The organism is Neptuniibacter sp. QD34_54, assembly GCF_047778055.1.
GTDB lineage: Bacteria > Pseudomonadota > Gammaproteobacteria > Pseudomonadales > Balneatricaceae > Neptuniibacter.
Window position 1 is genome coordinate 1,140,775 of sequence record NZ_CP180546.1, and the last position, 18,973, is coordinate 1,159,747.

The window sequence follows — 18,973 nt, forward strand, 5'->3', positions numbered from 1 at the left end:
TGGGCTCGGAAGGGGAATATGGGTTAGCCAATAGAGAACTCTTTTTAGTAGGCTATCGCGTAGATAGCGCTGTTTATTACAGCTAGATTCTCGTGACCTGTTACACATAACTCGCTCCTTTTTCAGTTAGAAGGGAATCAGAGCTTGTAGTTCAAAATAATTGGGTAAACTAGCAATGGCTGTTCCTAACAAAGGATTGATAATGAAAAAATTAATTTTGTTTTTAAGTATTTTAGGACTTGTTGCTTGTAGTGATGAACAGGAAGTGGGCGATGTCTCTCTTGGTGTATTAACCACTAAGGATATTAAGATTAGTGTCTTGGTTGACCCCATAGTGACTGGAGTGACTTGTCATGTGGCGAGTATAGAAGCAGACTTAGATTTTGCTGATCCAAGTGATTCCTCCATCGCCTGCCGCCGTACCGGTGTGATTAATAAAGAAATGCTTGAGAAGATTGATAAATCTAAATCAGGTGAAGTGGTCTTTAAGCAATCAAAAAGTATCTTCTTTAAATCGATGAAGATTCGTCGAATTTACGATCCTAAATCAAAAACCTTAATGTATGTATCTTACTCAACTAAGGAAACGTCGGGTAGTTACAAACATAGCTTGTCTACTGTGCCTCTATGGGGAACAGAGGCGTATCAAATGTAATTATTTGTAATCCGACTAATTAAGTAATTCCTGTAGGTGAGTTATATTTGGCGCCGTTGTATAGTATCGATCAGTTTTCGTATTAGGGATGAGAAAAAATGAAGCAACTTAAGAGTTTGATCGCAGCTTGTATTCTTGGATCGTTAGGGCTTTCAAATACAGCGGGGGCACAGACGCCACTTTTATCTCATTGTAAGGACCCTGACCAATATTCTGATAGTGAGGATGCTTCAGCTTTGTTTCCTTGCTCAGTAATGGTTGAATTTTGGCCTTTAGCCTCCGAAGAAGAGCGTGCGGAAATTTTACGTTCTGTTTCAGCTGTACAGCGTCTTAAGTTACAAAAAAATTTATCATCAGTTTCTCTTAAGTCTTTGGCAGCGCTGAAGAAATTAAAAGAGAATGGAAGTATTGTTCGCGTGGTGCCGGATCGTCTGGTCCGAGTAAATCCTGAGCGTAGTAATAAAATTGAAGCCGTTGGTAGTCAGAAAAAGCCAACGGGTGTATGGCGTGTTAATGGATACAAGGCGCATGCTAGTGGATATAAAGGCCAGGGAATCGGTATTGCGATAGTGGACACTGGCATTGCTGACGATACAAATGACCTTAATTTAGGCAGTGTATGTCATGATAGCTTCTTGGGTGCGCTTAACCCAAGTCGATGCTACGACGGTCATGGACATGGCACCCATGTCGCTGGAACAGCGGCAGCACTTGATAATGGGGTTGGTGTTATCGGTGTCGCTCCTGAAGCTACTGTTTATGCGGTGCGCGTATTAAATGATAACGGCTCAGGTAGTGATTCTACTGTGATTGCAGGTCTGCAGTGGATTTTAGAGAATGCTGCTGAATACAATATTCAAGTGGCTAATCTTAGTCTAGGTCGAGAAGGTGACTCTGCTGATAACCCAATTTATAGTGAAGCCATTACTGATTTGGTCGATGCAGGTATTACTGTAGTCGTTGCAGCAGGCAATGATGCTAATCTTGAAGTTTCTCAGAATGTCCCTGCTGCATATTCAAACGTGATCTCGGTAGCAAGTTCCACAGCAATTAAAGGTGCTAACTTAGGATGTTCTGGATTTAGCGAAGTTGTAAGTGCTAACGCAGCGTCTTTCTTCACAACTGATGGTGAAGAAGTCACTGTTAGTGCACCAGGTGGTAAAAGAGAGATTATAACTAAAAATTGTAGTGTCGCAGGTATAGGTATTCTCTCTTTGGCACCAGGTGGTGGTACTACCCGAATGAGCGGTACTAGTATGGCAGCTCCTCATGTAGCAGGTGGTGTCGCGCTGCTTTATTCTGCCGGTGCTGTAACTAATTGGTCTCAAGCCCAAACTATTCTAAAAGGGGCTACTGCTATGCAAGGAATTACTCCTTTAGATAGTCCAACTACATCCTACTCTTTTGATGGAACTCGTGAAGGTATTATGGATGTTTGTGGTCCAGGTGCTTTGGACTGCTAAGATTTTATTGAATGCATAAATCTCGCTGAAAAGTGAGATTTATGCAATTTCACTGGTGGTTAAGGTAGGTATTGACCCTGCTGTGATTCTTTAAAGTACTGTTCCAACTTTCCACTTTTTTTGAGTTTCTTTAAACCTCTGTTGAATAAAACAATAAGCTCTTTGTTTTTCTCTACCTTCCTTGAAAGCATTAGATGCATATTGGGTGAATGCAGTGGTTTGGGGTGGTAGGTTATAAATTTTTTAGCCTGTGGATATGCCCTTTGTAGGACGTCATAACCTTGATTGATGGTACTAATAGCAAGATCGATTCTATTGCCTAATACTAGCTTTCCAATATTTTGCTGGTGCGTCTCTACCCTTTGTACAGTAATTATTTGTTGTTTTGCCGCGAGATCGAATTCGTCGTTATAGGCATATCCAGATAACGCCCCAATTTGTAGCCCTTTCAGATCTTCAATAGTATTCCAGTCAAAGGAGTGATCTATATGATGAAAAAAAACACGTGTTTTTTGAAAAATCGGTTCAGAGAAATAGAAATATTTTTCTCGTTCCTTTTTTTTAGTCGCGTAGCCTACGCCATCTAGTTTCCCTTCTAAAATCGATGGGTACGCTCGCTTCCAAGGCATAAATGTAAAGTTGACTTGTACACCTTCTAAAGCGAAGGCTTCTGATACGATTCTGGATACTACTCCATAGTGCTTTAATTTTTGGCTTTGGTAGGGCGGGTATTCACCTGCAGTGAGATTTACCTCGAGTTGTGAACCTGCAGCGTAATTGGCGGTTATTGCAAAAATAACAAAGATTGGAGATAGCAGCTTCATTTTGACTGAGACCTGAATTAATACCTTCGAGTAGGGAGGAGAAGGCATTTATCCTTACTGAAAATTCTTATCTAGCAATTATAGTTTGTAGTTTGTTAACCAGCTTTCTAACTCTGTTATGGGCATAGGTTTTGCGATGTAATAGCCTTGTTGGAAATCGCAACCTGCAGCTTTAAGCAGATAGTGTTGTTCTTGAGTTTCGACCCCTTCTGCTACGACTGTAATATCTTGGAAGTGGCATAGATCTACCAAGGCTTTTGCCAATGTTTGTTTCTCAGGCATGCTTATTCTATTAACGAGTTCGCGGTCAAATTTGATGATGTCTACTGGATAATCCACCATCTGCATCAGGCTGGTATAGCCCGTGCCGAAGTCATCAATAGCGATTTGAAAACCTAAACTTTGTAATTCACTCAGCCAACCTAAGGCATTCTGCTCTTGGCTTAAGGCAAAAGTTTCAGTGATTTCCAGAATTATTTTATTGAGTGGGATTTGGGTGTTAGCACTGAGTTTCTTGATCGTTTTTATAAAACGTTCAGAACCGATCTCCGCAGATGAAATATTGATAGAGAGTTCAAAGTGCTCTCCAAATAGATCATTCAGTTCGGATAGGTCATTTAGGGCTTTGCAGGCGACCCAAAGGTCAATTTTTTCAAATATTCCAGTACTCTCAGCAATCGGAATGAAAAGGTCAGGTGGAACAAATCCTAACTCATTAGAGTGCCAGCGCAGCAAAGCTTCACAGCCTTTGATTGAACCATCCTTATTGATGATTGGCATATAGTTGAGCGTGAACTCTTTGTCTGGATTTAAGTTCTTTAATTTAGTTTCAACCTCTTTCCTTTGACGATCCCGCTTAGCTAGCTCTTTTGAGTAGACTGCCTGTTTATTTTTACCTGATTTCTTAGCTTGATACATGGCTAAATCAGCGTTTGATATTAGCTGAGAGAGTGTATGGCCATCTTGAGGGTAGGTAGCTAAGCCGATACTGGCTGTAACGGGGAAATGACCTAATTCAAAATGATAACCATCGGCAAAAAGGTGCAAAATCTTTTCGCATAGTTTTAGAGCCTGTTCGGTTGATACATTTGGCAACAGTACAATAAATTCATCCCCGGAGAGACGGAAGGCTTGGGGAGCTTCCGCGTCGTATTTTTTTGCGGTGATATTGATAATATTGTTTAATCGTATAGCTACTGCTTGCAGTAATTTATCTCCTACCTCGTGACCGTACTTATCATTTACAAACTTAAAATTATCTAAATCTAGGTAGATCAAACTGATCAAACTTTTGGTTTTTTCAGCTTCTGCTATTTGATGAGATGCAATGTCGTAGAAGGCTGCGCGGTTGGGCAATTCAGTAAGCGCATCAGTTCGGGATTGCAGGTGGCTTTTTTGATAGGACTGATGCAGTTGTTCATAAAGGTTATGGAATTTCCGACCAAGCCTGCCAATTTCGTCATCTGATTGTGGAGGATCAATATTTTGTCTTTCGTGTGTTGTAATCTCAGTCAGCTGCTTATCAAGTCGAGAAATAGGGGCTGTGATAAATTTCCGGATTAACAGTTGAAGTAATGTGAAGGTTATTAAAGAACCTAGAATAACAATGAAGAGTAAGCGTTGTTTAAGGTTGGCAAGTAGATTGCCTAAATAAGCCGGTGAAGGAGTTATACCTAAATAGTAGTTAGATTTTAGCTGGACATTAGCGTACAACTTATTGGCTTGGGGACGATTATATTTATCGGAAAATACGACGATTGCTTGGAACTCTTCTTGTACTTCTTGCAACAGTGAATCGAATGCTTTCGGCTTTGCCGCGATAATGACTTTAAATGTATCTTCCAGTTGAATGAGTAATGGGGTGGTAAGGGTACGTGAATCGATCGCAATCCCTTGTTGCATTATGGAGCCCTGAGTTTGAAAGTGGTGCTCCCAAATATTCAGTTTCTTTTTTGCCCTGATATTTTCTGCTAGACGTAATTGTTCTTTTCGAATGGTAGAAAAGGGGTCAGTACTGTTTTCTATGTAAAAAAGTACATCATCATTTGCATCTAGAACCGCTAGGGACACGAACTCAGTCAAATTATTGAAATAGCGTTCGATAGCCGATTCTAAATTGTTTGTCAGCATCCGATCCCGGTAAATATTACTCGTGTCTCTAATGAAGTTTTCCAGCGTTTCACCTTCAAGTAATGACACAAGGTAGGCATCAAGGAAGCGATCATAGGTTGAAAATTCAGAGTGAAGTGCACTTAAACGTAGATTTAGTTTGTGTTGTTCTAGTCTTTGAATGGATTGGCTTTGTTGCTCGTACGCAACCAAGGCGGCTAGCGTATAGCTGACAAAAATAATCGGCAGTATTAAAAAGCTAGCGCGTTTGTTTAGATTCATGAATATTAACTATAGCATTCGTGATTCGTAGGCGTTGTTTAATATTTTCGTTGCTTAGTTTTTTATAGAGTTCGCTTTTATTTTGAATCGCTTGGCTAGGGAATACTTCGGGGTTATTCCTAAATGTTTCTGATAATTCTGCCATTGCTGAATTATTAGGAGTGGCATAGTGGAGGCGTTCAGCGTTCTCCGCGGCAACTTTAGGTTGGTTTAAGTATTCAATAAAATTTAGAGCAGTATCAATATGTTTGGAGTTAGAAGGGATTGCCAAACAGTCAACCCAAAGTACGGTACCTTCTTCAGGAACAACGTATTTCCATAGACCCTCTTTTCCAACCCTTTCATTCATCGCTAATTGATCGCCTCCATATCCAACGGTCATGTAAAGCTGGTCCGCTTGTGGAGACGATTCAAGAAAGGTGATGGGGTAATCGTATGTTAGAACATAGTCAGCTTGGTCCTTTAAGGCATTAAAGGTTCTTTTTAAAATTTCTAAATTGTCAGTATTTAGCGGATCACCATTCATAAAGAGTACAGGCGCTAATAGATCGGTGTAATCATTTAGCATACCTATATGACCTTTCAGCTCTTCAGAGGGCTGGATTATTTCTTTCCAAGAACTAGGAGGGCTGACTTTATCAGATCTATAGATTATGCCTAACGTTCCCCAAAAATAGGGAACTGCATATTTTCCGCATCGCTCGCGCCAAAAATTCCCTATCAGTTTAATGCTGGGCAGGTTCTGTTCGTGGATCTCTACAAATCGTCCTTCTTCACCGAAACGCTCCGCAACGATCTCGTCAACAACCGCAATATCGATATTGTGTTGGTGTGCTTCAAGGAGCAGTGCGTCGCGTTTTTCATCGCTATCGAACTTAATGATTTCAACATGATGACCAGTGCTGGTTTCCCACTCTTGTTTTACTTTAGGGTCTAGGTAGGCGTCCCAGTTGAGCATTTGAATAGTTTCAGCGTGGAGCTGAAGAGGCAGGAATAATAGGAAAAAACACCAAAAGAATCGCATGCCAGACCCTCGTTATTATTATTTTCAATAAGGCTCAATTAGTATTACCTTTTTTATAGCAGCCTTCGAAAGCTAATGATAGAGGGGAGTTGATGTGTTCGAGAATCTTAAGAGAAGAAATAGATTAATAGGGATTAAACAATAAGGAGTGGTAATGGCATTGCACCATTACCACTCGCTAAGTATTACACTTGGAAGTGCTGAACTTGTTGACGTAGCTCTCGTGCTAGAGAAGCGAGCTGTTCGCTATTGTTTGCTGTAAGTGTTGCGCCACCTTGGGTTTGTTCCGCAATCAATGAGATGTTATTTAGGTTGTTACTCATCTCTTCGGCTACTTGGCTTTGTTGTTGGACTACTTCTGCAACAGCACTGTTCATCTCCATGATCTGCTGAACATTGAGTACGATGTCATTGAGGTGTTCACCAGCTGAGGCCGCACGATCAATACAGTTTTGCGCTTCAGAATGACTGTTGCTCATCATACTGACTGCACCTTGGCAGGCGTTTTTCAGACGGTCGTTCAGTGATTGAATCTGGTCAGTTGATTCAGATGTACGCTTTGCTAGAACTCGGACTTCATCTGCGACTACGGCAAACCCTCGACCTTGCTCACCTGCTCGTGCTGCTTCAATCGCAGCATTTAGAGCAAGTAAATTTGTTTGATCAGAGATATCTCGGATAACACTGAGAATGCTTTCTACTTGTAGCGTGTCTTGTTCGAGCTTAGTAATCACATCGGCTTGGGACTGAACTTGCGCAGCGAGATCATTAATTGCAGAGATTGTGGTTCGAACAATTTCATCTCCCAAGCGTGCAGTACTTTCTGCTTGCACAGTTATCTCTGCAGTTTGTTGGGCATTGTTTGCAACATCTTGTGCAGTTGCTGACATCTCTTGCATAGCGGTTGCCAATAACTGAGTCTCACCATGTTGCTGTTTAACGCCTGCGGAAGTTTGTTCAGTTGTTGAAGCCATTTGTTCTGCTGAACTCAGAATATGGTGGCTTGAGTTAGTCAGTTTTTGAATCAGCTGTTGTTGGATATCAAGGGTATGGTTTATCGCTTTACTAACATCGCCCAACTCATCTTGGTTTTTAATATCAATTCGAGCCATTAGTTTGCCTTTAGCGACATTCTCCATAACTTTGGTCATGTGACTCAGTGGCTGAGTGATAGAGCGTGAAATGATACTAGATAGCCAAACGACGAATGGGATAACAACAGCCAGGAAAACTAAAGCTTCTGTTAGTCTTGAATAAAAACTGGCATCTAAATCATCAACATAAACGCCTGTACCGATCACCCAACCCCAAGGTTCAAAAAGTTTGAAGTAGGAAATCTTTTCTACCGCGATACTTTTACCTGGTCGAGGCCATAGATAATCTTCATAGCCTTCGTTATTTTGACGTGCAGTATTAGCAATATTTGTGAATAGGGATTTGCCCTGGCCGTCTTTAAAACTGCTCATATCTTTGCCATCAAGTTCAGGCTTGATGGGGTGCATGATCATGCGAGCATCAAGATCATTGATCCATACATAATTGTCATTGTCATAGCGCATCGCTTGAAGGGCTGAAAGCGCTTGAGTTTGAGCGGTGGTTTGGTTCAAAACACCTGCAGCTTGCTGTTGCTGGAAATGGTCAATAATACTGTATGCCATAGATACAGCATGATTGGACTGAAGTTTTCGCTCTTGTAATAAATCTGCTCTGTATTCCCAGAGGTCGTACGCCTTCATAGCGATACTCACACTGAGTAATAACAGGATGATTGCTGTTAACTTGTGAGTAACAGACATCTTAGTGACAACCATCGTACTTAGACCCTTTAGTAATTAGGTTATATCGAATTTCCGCTCATTAGTGATCAATCGATGATCACTTTATATTAGGAATCATATAAGTAACCGAAGGTATTGTTTTTATGATGCTTTCTGAGGGACTTTGAGGAGTAAATAACCTTTTGAAAATAAAGGTTAATTTGTTATTTTGTAAACGGTTGTTTTAATTAGTATGGAACAGGCTTATAAGTACTGGGAAGCCTGCTCTATATGTGTTTATTTAATTTATTAAGCAATATATGCGCGTAAGTAGTTCGGAGGGAGGCGTATTTTTGGGATCATTTAGATACTCTTCGAAGGGAGGAAAGTCAGCTGCTTCCATACCACTTTGTGGTAGCCACTCTCCGAAGAACCAATCATACGGTTTTTCTAGCTCTGAATAAGGGCCTTTAAATAGAATTGTTGCGCATCTGCCTGCGGGTATCTCCATATATTCTGGTGGGTTTGTATCGGCTTCGCTCAGAGGCTTTTCTATGGTCATGCAGGCATGGGAGCGTAGTTCAGATTTTTCTATGCTGCCTGGGTCATTGTAGTAGATACCAAACGAACGAGTTTTGTCTGTGACAAGATCATGAGTTCCGGCAAATATAAACAGTTTTTCAAATGCTTGCCCTATATTCATGTAGTCTCCCTGATGTTCGTACCCGATCAGACCCTGCTTTTCTAGATTAATAAATTCAACATTAAACATGTTTCGTTGCTCCTGCACTATATGTTGGATATTAGCTTGAAAACTCTTTTCCTGAGGCGAATACTGTTTATGGCCTGCTCGGTATGCACTAGGTGTCTCTTCGTATTGCTTATGAAAAGCACGGCTAAACGCTTCTAAGCTGGTATAGGAAACTGATTGCGCAATGGTAAGTATTGAGAAATCAGTCCGAATGAGTTTTGAGGCTGCTTTTTGCAGGCGAAGACGACGTACCGTAGCGTTAATGGTTTCATCAGTGACTCTTCGATAGATCCGGTGGAAATGGTAGGGGGACATAGCGGCAATATCAGCCAGAATGTTCACATCTAAATCCTTATCCAGATTCTCGTAGATATAGTCGATTACTTTACATAAGCGACGCCTGTAGTTGTTTCCGGTACTTTTTTTCATGTGTCTCCTCCTACCTCCATGCTAAAGGAACTCAATTTGATAATGTTTGCGTACTTTATAGTAACGTTGATTATTAAAAATAATTTAGATCTTAACTTATTGAAGTGAAAAGGTTTTGCAGAGGTTTTTAAGTTAATAATCCTATGATTAATAAGGGAATTGTGATACCAATGGAGCTAACTAGATCCCTATTACACTTTGAGAAAGATAGTGAATAGACAGAAGCGCATTAGTTTCTATAGTTAATTTTGAACCCAATTGCAGTTGTGAAGTTATAGTCTGTCTGGAGTAGATTATGTTTCATCAGGTCTTAAAGTGCCTTCTTTTATCCTTCTCTTCTATGTTGTTACTGCTGGGAGTTTCTGGCTGCACTGAGAAAGAAGAAAAGATATATACATGGCAGTTGCAGTCACAGGCGACTGAAACCAGTATTGATTTCAAAGAACTCAAGCGTTTTGCTGATAATATTAAAGCGATGAGTAGTGGGCGTTTAATTATTAAGGCTCACCCTGGTGGTGTAATTACAGGTGGCCCAGATATCTATAATGCGGTTAAAGAGCGTCGAGTTGAAATGGGGAATGGTTGGCCGAATTGGTGGTCAGGTCAGCATCCAGCTTGGGCTTTGATGAATGCAGGGCCATTTGATTTTATGAACCTTGATGGCTCGATGATGTTTTTTTATGCCGGAGAAGGCCAACGACTAGCAAATGAACTAGCAAACCCTGATGGTATAATGTGGCGTCCAGCTTGGTGGGCTGGAATGGAGTTCGGGTTACTGTCGAAAACTGAGATTACAGGTCTAGATGATCTTCACGCTAAAAAAATTCGTATCGGACCAGGGTTGCCGGGAGAAGTTTTAGCTGCAGCTGCTGGCGCTTATACACTTCCAACTGTGCCCCAGGAGATACGCCCTGCGCTGGAAAAAGGTGATCTTGATGCAGTGGAGTGGACCACCGCAGGTGGGGCTTGGAATCTTGGTTTGCATGATATCAGTAAGCATGCAATTGTCCCTGCAATCTGGCAACCATCTGTACTCGCTGATTTCCTAATCAACAAAGAGGCCTTCGATGAATTACCACCCGATTTGCAGGCTATTCTTGAAACGGCAATTAAGTCCTATACTTTAACCACTACGTTGAAGGCGAAGACGGAAGATTTTGAGGCCTTTAATCTATTCTTAGCGAATGATTTTAATATCAATACATGGAGCCCCGAGGATATTGAGCGTTGGAGACTTGTGTCTGATAGTATCTTAGAAGACTACGCTTCTCGTGATCCGTTGAGTAAGAAAATCATTGAGAAAAAACAAGAGTTCAAGGACGCTTACAACAACTATTATCAATGGTTTGGGCCATACGATAAATAATGTTTAGTAGACTGACCGTTCGTCTCCTTGTCATTCTGAGTTTAATCACTTTCTTGGTAATGACTGTTTTTGTGATCGTGCGATTTAGCGTTGCTTCCGAATTAATGCAGAGCAATCTGCAAGAGCGAGGCCACTCGGTTGCAGAGCGCGTGGCTAATTCGGTTAGGCCTACAATCTGGAACGTCTATAAAAAAGCTTATGATCGTACTTATTCCGTAGAGTTAGCCTCCGCTATTTTAGATTCTGAAATGGCTTCACCCTTTGTGGAGGGGATCAAGGTCTACGGGAATTTTGGTCACCTTTATATGGGACGAATCAAAATTGATGGTGAGATCCGCCAATTTGAGGAGAAAAAGTACGCTGGTGTTTGGGCTGGCGTTGATAACCGAATCCGCTATCCGATAAAAAGTGGTGAGGTTAGCATCGGTAATGTGGAGGTAATTTACAGCGATAAAGCTTTAACCGAAAGCCTCTACCAAAATCTTATCGTTGAAATTACTCAAGTAGCGGTAGTTAGTCTGCTGTTTGTAGGTTCGCTTTATATCATTCTACGATTTGCGCTTGTATCTCCCATGCGCTCACTTCAAGTTGCTCAACGAGCCTTAGATTCTTTAGATGAAGCTGTATTTGTAACCAATGAGTATGGCAGCTTAGTCGATATTAATCCTGCTTACAGCAAAATAACCTTTTATCAAGAAAGCGAGATCTTAGGTTTGCTTCCTGATATCCAACCTCTTGACGATAGTAGTGTGGATTTTAGAGCAATGGTTGCTGATAACTTTCTTCACGAAGGTAGTTGGTCGGGTGAGGTTATTGGGCGGAAAAAAGATGGAAGTACTTTCCCTGGCTGGTTAAATCTAAATAGGGTAGAGCGCCAAGACGATGAGGTTACATATGTTGGTGTCTTATCGGATATTGCAGATAAAAAAGAGTCGGAAGCAAAGCTCCATGCCTTAGCTTATTACGATTCGTTGACTGATATGCCTAATCGTCATTCTTTCTTGATGCGTTTAGATGAAGAGATTAAACGTGCACGAAGGGAAAAATCTAAAGTGGGATTACTCTATTTAGATTTGGATAACTTTAAATGGGCAAATGACCAGTTTGGGCATGCCGTCGGGGATAAACTACTTATCAGTGCTGCTGAAAAATTTAAAAAGCGATTAAGGGATTCGGATAATTTATATCGCATTGGTGGCGATGAATTCACTGTAATTGTAACCCATTTTGATGATGCCACTGACCTCATTGGTCTCGCTGATGATCTGGTTGTGCAAGCCGGTGAAGATTTTATTATTGATGGTCATGTAATAAAACCGGGAGCGAGTGTTGGTATCTCTACTTTTCCTAATGACTCTGATAATGGAAAAGACCTTATCATTCAGGCGGATACTGCTATGTACCAGGCCAAGGAAGCTGGCCGAGGGCAAGTACGCTTTTTCTCCTCTGATTTGGAACTGAAAAGGCAGGCTCAACAGCGAATTGAACAAGAGCTCAAGCAAGCGCTGAGTAATAACGAGCTTCAATTGTTCTATCAACCTAAAGTTCGAATACAAGATGGCAAGTATGTTTATGACAGTGCTGAAGCGTTGATTCGCTGGTTTGATGATGGCGAGGTGGTTTATCACCCAGATCAATTTATAGAGATAGCAGAAAAGAGCGACCTTATCTGCGACTTAGGCTATTGGGTAATTTTTCAAGTATGTAAGCAGTTAGCTGAATGGAAAGAGGAGGGAATCGTTGGACATAAAGTTGCTATCAATCTTTCTCCGAGACAGCTTAAAGACGCTAACCTATTTGATTATCTGCTGGAGAGAATGACACGCTTTGATATAGACCCGGGGCAGCTTGAGCTAGAGATTACTGAATATGCAGTCATAGAAAACATTGAACATTCTGTAAGTACTCTTAACAAACTGAAAACACTCGGGGTTTCTATTGCGATGGATGACTTTGGTACAGGTTATTCTTCTTTGAGCTATCTTAAACAGTTGCCTGTTGATGTTTTGAAAATCGACCGATCTTTTATTCATACCTTGCCATTTGAGCAGGGTGATATCGCGATTGTAAATGCTATTTTTTCCATGGCTGCAGCATTGAATATAGAAGTGGTTGCAGAAGGGGTAGAGACATCTGATCAGTTGAGTTTTTTGATTCGGCATCGATGCCATATGGCACAAGGCTACTATTTCTCTCCCCCAATTGCGCCTGAGGATTATTCTGCTTGGCTAACTGAACACTCAAATTCTCATGGGAAGGATGTATAGATGAAGTTAACGATAGAGCTCTTCTTTGGAATATAAGCGCTCAAGTTGTTGGCGTTCTACTTTCTTTAAATTTTTCACGACTAAGCCATAAGAGCGATCAATAAGGCGTTCGATCTCTTTTGTAGGAATGGAATCTTTTAAAACAACGCTTATCCAGTGTTTCTTTGACATGTGGTAAGCGCTACGTACTTCAGGGAAAACATCCCTCAGCATAATCGCTTCTTCAGGATCACATTTCAGATTAAGGAAGTGGTAATTTGCGAATTCAGGCCCTAACTCTTTGCCTGTCGTTCCACACTGCCCTAACAAAGCAAACATCTTTCCTTTGACCTTAAAGACCGGTACATCAGGCATAAAGGGGAAATCCAGTTGTGATTCTGGACGGGATAGACAGTATTCCTGAGCGCTTTTCGCATCCATGTGTTTTGCCAATAATTTGAATGGTATTGAAAAATAAAACCCTGCTTTAAATATAATGCCTGATTAAAGCAGGGTTTAGCTATACCAGACAGGTTACTTCATTGCTTGTTCTGTAAGGATATGTTCGTAAGAGAACAAGTGATGGCTGTCTTTGTAAGGTGCATGACAAGCGGCGCAAGCAGTTAGATCTTTATTGGCACGTTTGCCATCCGGTTTAAATGCAGCAAAATCCCAGTCATCATTGCCCATGCCCTTAGGGTATTCAGTCGCAGCACCTTCACGGCGTTCCATAACCGCTACCAGTGCGAATTTATCTTTTAGGCGTTGACCGAGTTTAGAGGTAAGTACATTACCTTCGTCATCTTTTTTCGCTTTATACACTTCTGCCACAATGACAGAACCGTAAGGTAATTGGCCATTTTCCTGCGTACCGCTCAGACCTTTATCGTTGATATACAAACGAATGTATTGGTCGTGATTTTGAGTGCGATTAAGGGACAAATAAGGAGTGAAATTGGTTTTATAGTCTGCAGGAAAATCAACCTGATCGCCTGGACCCGCCCAGCATAGAGTCGTCGTTAACAGGCCTGTTGCCATAGTGGATAGGAGTTTCATTTTACATCCTCACTGTATTTATTTTTGTTGTAGAAAAAACGCCTTATAAATGTATTTATAATCCATGTTTATTGTTTGATCAATACTCCTTTTGACCCTAGATCTTTTAGGTAAACGGCTAAGCTCTTTTGTATGAAAATTGCTCAAGTAGGTATTGGAGTGGTGGGACTAGTAAAAATGGCAGTTTACTTTATTTGGTCTACAGTGGTTGAAGCACGCATAAATTGTGCAGGGATGTTGAATTAAATTTGTTCCATGGAGGGCCGTGTGATGTTCCGTTCACTCACCATTCGTAAAAAAATCTTAATGTCATTGCTCTTGATGGGACTCGTTCCTTTATTAATTGCTATCAGTGTGGCGATTATCGATAGCAGTGATGCACTTGAACGTTCTGTTTATCAACAGCTGACCGGTATAAGGGAAATAAAAAAGAGCCAAATAGAGAATTATTTTGCAGAGAGGGAGATTGATCTAAACCAATTGGCTGAAATTGTGCGTTTAAGACAGGCTAGTCAGCTAGATAGTTTAGAACCGTATCACGTCTCCGCTTCTTCGGATAAGGCATATGCGAATTTTCAAAAACAAGGCGGCTACTATGATTTGTTTTTGATTAATCCCCAGGGCGATATTTTTTATACGGTCGAGAGGGAACCTGATTTCGGAACAAACCTAATGAATGGTACTTATGCCGATTCAAATTTAGCCCGGTTATTTAAGCAGGTTTTAGGCTCTGGAAAGTTTGGGATTATTGATTTTGCCCCCTACGCTCCTTCAAATGGTGCGGCAGCTGCATTTATAGCACTGCCTATCAAGAATGCTGAAGACTCGATAGAGCTGGTGGTTGCTTTACAGCTATCGATTACTGATATCAACGCCATTATGGGGGAACGTAATGGCTTAGGTGAAACTGGGGAGACCTATTTGGTTGGACCTGATCATTTAATGCGATCTGACTCATTTTTGGACCCTATTCACCATACAGTTTTGGCATCTTTCGCAAATCCTGAGAAAGGCAAGGTTGATACCCAAGCAGCGAATGACGCTTTAGCTCAAAAGACCGGAACAAACATTATTATCGATTACAACGGTAATCCGGTTTTATCCTCCTATACCCCCGTCACTATCAAAGGTTTGCAATGGGCCTTATTAGCTGAAGTGGATGAAGCCGAAGCGTTTGCTCCTATATATGATCTGCAGTGGCTGCTGGGCTCTTTACTAATCAGTTCATTAATCATCATTGTACTAGTGGCTTTAAAGCTTGCCGGATCGCTTGCAAACCCCATCAGTAGAATTTCCCAGCATATGAAAGAGATTGCCAGTGGCAGTGGCGATCTAACGGTAGAATTAGAAGTGAAAGGCAGTGATGAAATAGCTCTGTTATCGAGCCGCTTTAATACGTTTGTAAATAAAATTCGAGAGACCGTCAGTGATGTCGCTGAATCCACAAAAGTGATGGCTGAGGCTACAGAGCAACTCTCTCAAAATGTAGACACAACTCAGGTTTCCATTAATCAGCAACAACAAGACACTAGCCAAGCGGCAGCAGCTATTAATCAGATGACCTCAGCGGTACAGCAAGTTGCATGCAGTACCAGCGAGGCACTGGCAGCAACACATCAAGCACAAAATGATGTTGAAACAGGTTTAAGAGTAACAGAGCAAACCATCGATGTGATTAATGCATTAGCATCTGAGGTCGAGCAAGCCACCCAAGTTATCCAAAGATTGAATAAACAAAGTGATTCTGTAACGACTGTTCTCGAAGTCATTAGAGATATTGCCGACCAAACAAACCTATTGGCGTTAAATGCTGCAATTGAAGCTGCTCGTGCTGGAGACAGCGGCCGAGGCTTTTCTGTTGTGGCTGATGAAGTGCGTAATCTTGCACAAAGAACCCAAGCTTCAACCGAGGAAATTGATACGATTATTACCGATCTACAAGGCTATGCGCGTAGTTCGATGGATGTGATGAATAAAGGTAAGGTCATAGCTGCCAGTGGGGTTGAACAAGTAGCGGAGACCGGTGCAGCACTAGAACGTATTATCACTTCAGTTAATCATCTTACAGAGATGAATACTCAGATTGCGACAGCTTCAGAACAGCAAGCGCACGTTTCTGAAGAGATTAATCGCAGTATTTTGAGTATCGATCAAATTGCACAGGTTAATGCCGATGGAGCGAGCCAAACTCAAGAATCTAATCTGCGTTTATCTGAGCTGAGTAGCCGTTTGAAGCGTTTAGTTGGAGAGTTTAAGCTGACTTAGGTTATTTGGATGATGTCTATTTTGTAGGCTTATTATGGGAAAAGTTACTGTATCTACTTCTTTGGTAATTTGATATCAGGTTAATAGGGCAGCTTTTCAAGCTGCCTGACAATTCGAGGCTTTTCAGTTCATCTAATAGAAATTCGTTTACTTTCCTTCCCCTGCCGCTTTCGTGTAGTAGGTATGTTTGAAAATGGCATCAGCTATAGTTAGCCCTATATATACGTCGCAATAGCACTCATTTTTTTGTTGATAGGTCCCTCTATGAATAAAATCCTTTAATTACTTAGGGTTACTTTACGAAAGGGAAGGAAGGATCTATAACATAGTAGTGCTTTGGTTTTGTTTTGTTGCTGCTTAAGTAGTGTTTTTGCCTGATACGGTTGTTTCAAAGGCCCATGAGTAGCTTTAATGCGATAAAGAGCAGAATAGTCTGTAAAGATTTGTAGTTATATAGTGCTAGAACGCAATCTTTCTAAGAAAAATAACTGCGTTTAATGGCAAAGGGTGGATGAAGAATGTCTTGGTTTGGCCGTAAAAAAACCTCCAAAAGTAACGTTGAAGATAACGATGTTATTAAGGTCCAGTCGTTAAGTAGCAGAGAAATTTCCGCTGAAAATCTCCAATCACTGAAGTTTGAGGGATCACCTACTGCGCTGGTTTTGGCATTTATATCACCTCACTTAGATTTTGAGGGGACTGTTCGACAGCTAAAATCGGCTTTGCCGGATGTCTCGAAAGTAGTCGGCATCATGACCGCAGGGGAATTAAGTTCGTGTGGGGCGAGTCTTTATCACGAAGCAGATAGCCATTGGGATCACATCGTTGTCCAAAGCTACAGCCAAGCAGTGTTTGCAGACGTCCATATCAGCTCTATCCCTCTACATTGTGAAGATATTAGATCTGGCAATGTAACGATGACGCGTAAAGAGCGTGTAAATAAACTTGCCGCAGAATTTAGTCGCGTAAATGTACCTTTCGATATTAACTATCAAGATACGCTAGCGCTGACATTCTTCGATGGTTTATCAGCAAGTGAAAACTTTTTCATGCAAGGTTTGTATGAAAGTGGTGAATTCCCATGTTATTTCGTTGGGGGATCAGCTGGTGGTAAGTTAGATTTCCAGCAAGCGTTGGTTTATGACGGCGATCGCGTCGCACATAACCAAGCTGTAGTGATCTTTGTTAAGTTAGCTGAAAATACTCGTTATGGTGTGTTTAAGTCTCATAACTTTGAAAAAACGCCTACCTCCTTTGTTATAGCTGAATCCGATGTACATTCTCGTGTAGTTAAATCTGTTATCAAAGATGGCAACTATCAGCTAACTAGCATTGTTGATCTGTTATGTGAACACTTTAACTGCTCGGCGTCTAACTTAGGTGATGCTTTGAATGGCTATTCATTTGCGGTAGAGATTGGTGGTGAGTTGTTCGTACGTTCTATTGCCGGTATCAATGAAGCCGATGGCAGTATCGCGTTCTTTTGTGACTTAGACTTTGGTGATCGCCTATTCTTGGTTAAAGCGAAAGATTTTGCACAAAGCACCAGTCAATCTTTCCGCAACTTTATGCATGGCAAGCCAGGTAAGCCTGTAGCTATGTTGGCAAATGATTGTGTATTACGTCGTTTAAACAACGCGATGAACTTATCTCAAGTTCATGATTTTGACGACATAAAAGTAGCAGGCTTCTCGACCTTTGGTGAGCTGCTGGGCGTACATATGAACCAGACGCTAACAGCGCTGTTCTTCTTTAAAGTGCAGCCGGGCGAACAGTTTAAAGATGAATATGCGGATAAGTTCCCATTCCACTACAGTAACTTTCGTCAATATTTCTTAAATTCTCGTATCAATAGTCTGGAACAGATTAACTTACTGCAAAGTAACCTTGTTGAATGCATGGGTGAATACCGTCCGTTACTGCGTAAGATGGTTGATAGCTTTGGTCAAGTTGCGGGTTATGCACAAAGTACGGGTAGTGTGCTGAATGATATTCAACGTAGATTTTTAGGCTTCTCTCAAAATATCGAAGCCCAGAGTAGTGAGCGTCAAGCTCTACACACTAAGGTTGAAGACCTGAAACATAACTCTGAAGAAGTACTATCTATTTTGAGCGTGATCTCGGGTATTGCTGATCAAACAAATTTGTTGGCTTTGAATGCTGCTATAGAAGCGGCACGAGCAGGTGAAGCGGGTCGAGGGTTTGCTGTAGTAGCAGATGAGGTTCGTCAGCTTTCGCATAATACCCAGCAAAGTTTGGATCAAACGGGTAAAACAGTTGATGCGGTTACAAGCTCTATCAATTCTATCCGCGAAACAATCACTGATACTGAAGAGTTTATGGTGCAGATCTCGGATAGCTCAAAAAATTTAAGTTCTGAAATGCTGAGTTTGGTTGAGTCCTCCACACAAGCTGATCAACAGGTACGTGATAGTATTGATTATATCTCTGATGTTGAATCGGAGATGGATCACATTGATCGTGAAGTTGAAGCGATTGACCGTTTAAGGCAGTTAGATATTCAGCGTTAAACTGAGTCAAAAGCCCCTAATGCTAGTAAAAAGCCACATCTAATCATGTGGCTTTTTTGTTTTAGGCAGTTGCATGCGGTTAAAAATTATATTTAACCTCTGCCTTATTGCTTTACATATTAAGTTTAATTGTAGTAGTTTGTGCTACCTTAATATTAGGAAGTTTATATGTAAATGAAATGGCTCCAATCCTAATGTTAACCTAAGCTCGCGTA

At 41.2% G+C, this 18,973-nt stretch carries 13 protein-coding genes; 6 read left to right on the forward strand and 7 right to left on the reverse strand.

The window, feature by feature from the left end; translation table 11 throughout:
- The first annotated feature begins 202 nt into the window (after positions 1 to 202).
- Both ACMXYP_RS05050 and ACMXYP_RS05055 read left to right on the forward strand, forming a co-directional pair.
- On the forward strand, positions 203 to 655 hold the full coding sequence (locus tag ACMXYP_RS05050) for a CreA family protein (protein ID WP_415883927.1): 453 nt from the start codon (positions 203 to 205) through the stop codon (positions 653 to 655).
- 98 nt (positions 656 to 753) lie between these two features.
- Complete coding sequence (locus ACMXYP_RS05055; RefSeq protein ID WP_415883928.1) at positions 754 to 2,118, forward strand: S8 family serine peptidase; 1,365 nt, start codon at positions 754 to 756, stop codon at positions 2,116 to 2,118.
- A gap of 59 nt (positions 2,119 to 2,177) precedes the next feature.
- Here ACMXYP_RS05055 and ACMXYP_RS05060 read toward each other — a convergent pair whose 3' ends face one another.
- The 5 genes from ACMXYP_RS05060 to ACMXYP_RS05080 form a co-directional block, all read right to left on the reverse strand.
- Positions 2,178 to 2,942, reverse strand: a complete 765-nt coding sequence (locus ACMXYP_RS05060) for a substrate-binding periplasmic protein (RefSeq protein WP_415883929.1) — start codon at positions 2,940 to 2,942, stop codon at positions 2,178 to 2,180.
- A 78-nt stretch (positions 2,943 to 3,020) separates the two neighbouring features.
- Positions 3,021 to 5,333 (reverse strand): putative bifunctional diguanylate cyclase/phosphodiesterase, encoded by a 2,313-nt coding sequence (locus ACMXYP_RS05065; RefSeq protein WP_415883930.1) that lies wholly within the window; start codon positions 5,331 to 5,333, stop codon positions 3,021 to 3,023.
- Complete coding sequence (locus ACMXYP_RS05070) at positions 5,311 to 6,357, reverse strand: spermidine/putrescine ABC transporter substrate-binding protein (RefSeq protein ID WP_415883931.1); 1,047 nt, start codon at positions 6,355 to 6,357, stop codon at positions 5,311 to 5,313. The genes ACMXYP_RS05065 and ACMXYP_RS05070 overlap by 23 nt, the downstream gene beginning before the upstream one ends.
- A 185-nt stretch (positions 6,358 to 6,542) precedes the next feature.
- Positions 6,543 to 8,168, reverse strand: coding sequence for a methyl-accepting chemotaxis protein (locus ACMXYP_RS05075; protein WP_415883932.1), 1,626 nt, complete (start codon positions 8,166 to 8,168; stop codon positions 6,543 to 6,545).
- 247 nt (positions 8,169 to 8,415) lie between these two features.
- Positions 8,416 to 9,294 (reverse strand): AraC family transcriptional regulator, encoded by an 879-nt coding sequence (locus tag ACMXYP_RS05080; RefSeq protein WP_415883933.1) that lies wholly within the window; start codon positions 9,292 to 9,294, stop codon positions 8,416 to 8,418.
- Positions 9,295 to 9,589: 295 nt separating this feature from the next.
- On the opposite strand from ACMXYP_RS05080, the gene dctP reads away from it, so the two are divergent.
- A complete protein-coding gene (gene dctP, locus ACMXYP_RS05085; protein ID WP_415883934.1) occupies positions 9,590 to 10,660 on the forward strand; it encodes a TRAP transporter substrate-binding protein DctP in 1,071 nt (356 codons plus the stop codon).
- A complete protein-coding gene (locus ACMXYP_RS05090; protein WP_415883935.1) occupies positions 10,660 to 12,927 on the forward strand; it encodes a putative bifunctional diguanylate cyclase/phosphodiesterase in 2,268 nt (755 codons plus the stop codon). The genes dctP and ACMXYP_RS05090 overlap by 1 nt, the downstream gene beginning before the upstream one ends.
- A gap of 6 nt (positions 12,928 to 12,933) precedes the next feature.
- Here the strand turns inward: ACMXYP_RS05090 and ACMXYP_RS05095 are convergent, their stop codons facing one another.
- The gene (locus ACMXYP_RS05095) at positions 12,934 to 13,347 is read right to left on the reverse strand and encodes an MmcQ/YjbR family DNA-binding protein (protein WP_415883936.1); all 414 of its coding nucleotides are present in this window, start codon (positions 13,345 to 13,347) and stop codon (positions 12,934 to 12,936) included.
- A 93-nt stretch (positions 13,348 to 13,440) separates the two neighbouring features.
- Complete coding sequence (locus ACMXYP_RS05100) at positions 13,441 to 13,962, reverse strand: cytochrome P460 family protein (RefSeq protein WP_415883937.1); 522 nt, start codon at positions 13,960 to 13,962, stop codon at positions 13,441 to 13,443.
- A 270-nt stretch (positions 13,963 to 14,232) separates the two neighbouring features.
- Here ACMXYP_RS05100 and ACMXYP_RS05105 point away from each other — a divergent pair, with 270 nt between their 5' ends.
- The gene (locus ACMXYP_RS05105; protein WP_415884642.1) at positions 14,233 to 16,227 is read left to right on the forward strand and encodes a methyl-accepting chemotaxis protein; all 1,995 of its coding nucleotides are present in this window, start codon (positions 14,233 to 14,235) and stop codon (positions 16,225 to 16,227) included.
- A 518-nt stretch (positions 16,228 to 16,745) separates the two neighbouring features.
- Entirely contained in the window at positions 16,746 to 18,758 is a 2,013-nt protein-coding gene (locus ACMXYP_RS05110) for a methyl-accepting chemotaxis protein (RefSeq protein WP_415883938.1), read from the forward strand.
- Positions 18,759 to 18,973: the final 215 nt, after the last annotated feature.

Coding starts and splice junctions, on each gene's coding strand:
- ACMXYP_RS05075 (WP_415883932.1), bottom strand. CDS start 8,168: ATGGTTGTCACTAAGATGTCTGTTACTCACAAGTTAACAGCAATCATC.
- ACMXYP_RS05060 (WP_415883929.1), bottom strand. CDS start 2,942: ATGAAGCTGCTATCTCCAATCTTTGTTATTTTTGCAATAACCGCCAAT.
- ACMXYP_RS05090 (WP_415883935.1), top strand. CDS start 10,660: ATGTTTAGTAGACTGACCGTTCGTCTCCTTGTCATTCTGAGTTTAATC.
- ACMXYP_RS05050 (WP_415883927.1), top strand. CDS start 203: ATGAAAAAATTAATTTTGTTTTTAAGTATTTTAGGACTTGTTGCTTGT.
- ACMXYP_RS05055 (WP_415883928.1), top strand. CDS start 754: ATGAAGCAACTTAAGAGTTTGATCGCAGCTTGTATTCTTGGATCGTTA.
- ACMXYP_RS05070 (WP_415883931.1), bottom strand. CDS start 6,357: ATGCGATTCTTTTGGTGTTTTTTCCTATTATTCCTGCCTCTTCAGCTC.
- ACMXYP_RS05080 (WP_415883933.1), bottom strand. CDS start 9,294: ATGAAAAAAAGTACCGGAAACAACTACAGGCGTCGCTTATGTAAAGTA.
- dctP (WP_415883934.1), top strand. CDS start 9,590: ATGTTTCATCAGGTCTTAAAGTGCCTTCTTTTATCCTTCTCTTCTATG.
- ACMXYP_RS05110 (WP_415883938.1), top strand. CDS start 16,746: ATGTCTTGGTTTGGCCGTAAAAAAACCTCCAAAAGTAACGTTGAAGAT.
- ACMXYP_RS05095 (WP_415883936.1), bottom strand. CDS start 13,347: ATGGATGCGAAAAGCGCTCAGGAATACTGTCTATCCCGTCCAGAATCA.
- ACMXYP_RS05105 (WP_415884642.1), top strand. CDS start 14,233: ATGTTCCGTTCACTCACCATTCGTAAAAAAATCTTAATGTCATTGCTC.
- ACMXYP_RS05065 (WP_415883930.1), bottom strand. CDS start 5,333: ATGAATCTAAACAAACGCGCTAGCTTTTTAATACTGCCGATTATTTTT.
- ACMXYP_RS05100 (WP_415883937.1), bottom strand. CDS start 13,962: ATGAAACTCCTATCCACTATGGCAACAGGCCTGTTAACGACGACTCTA.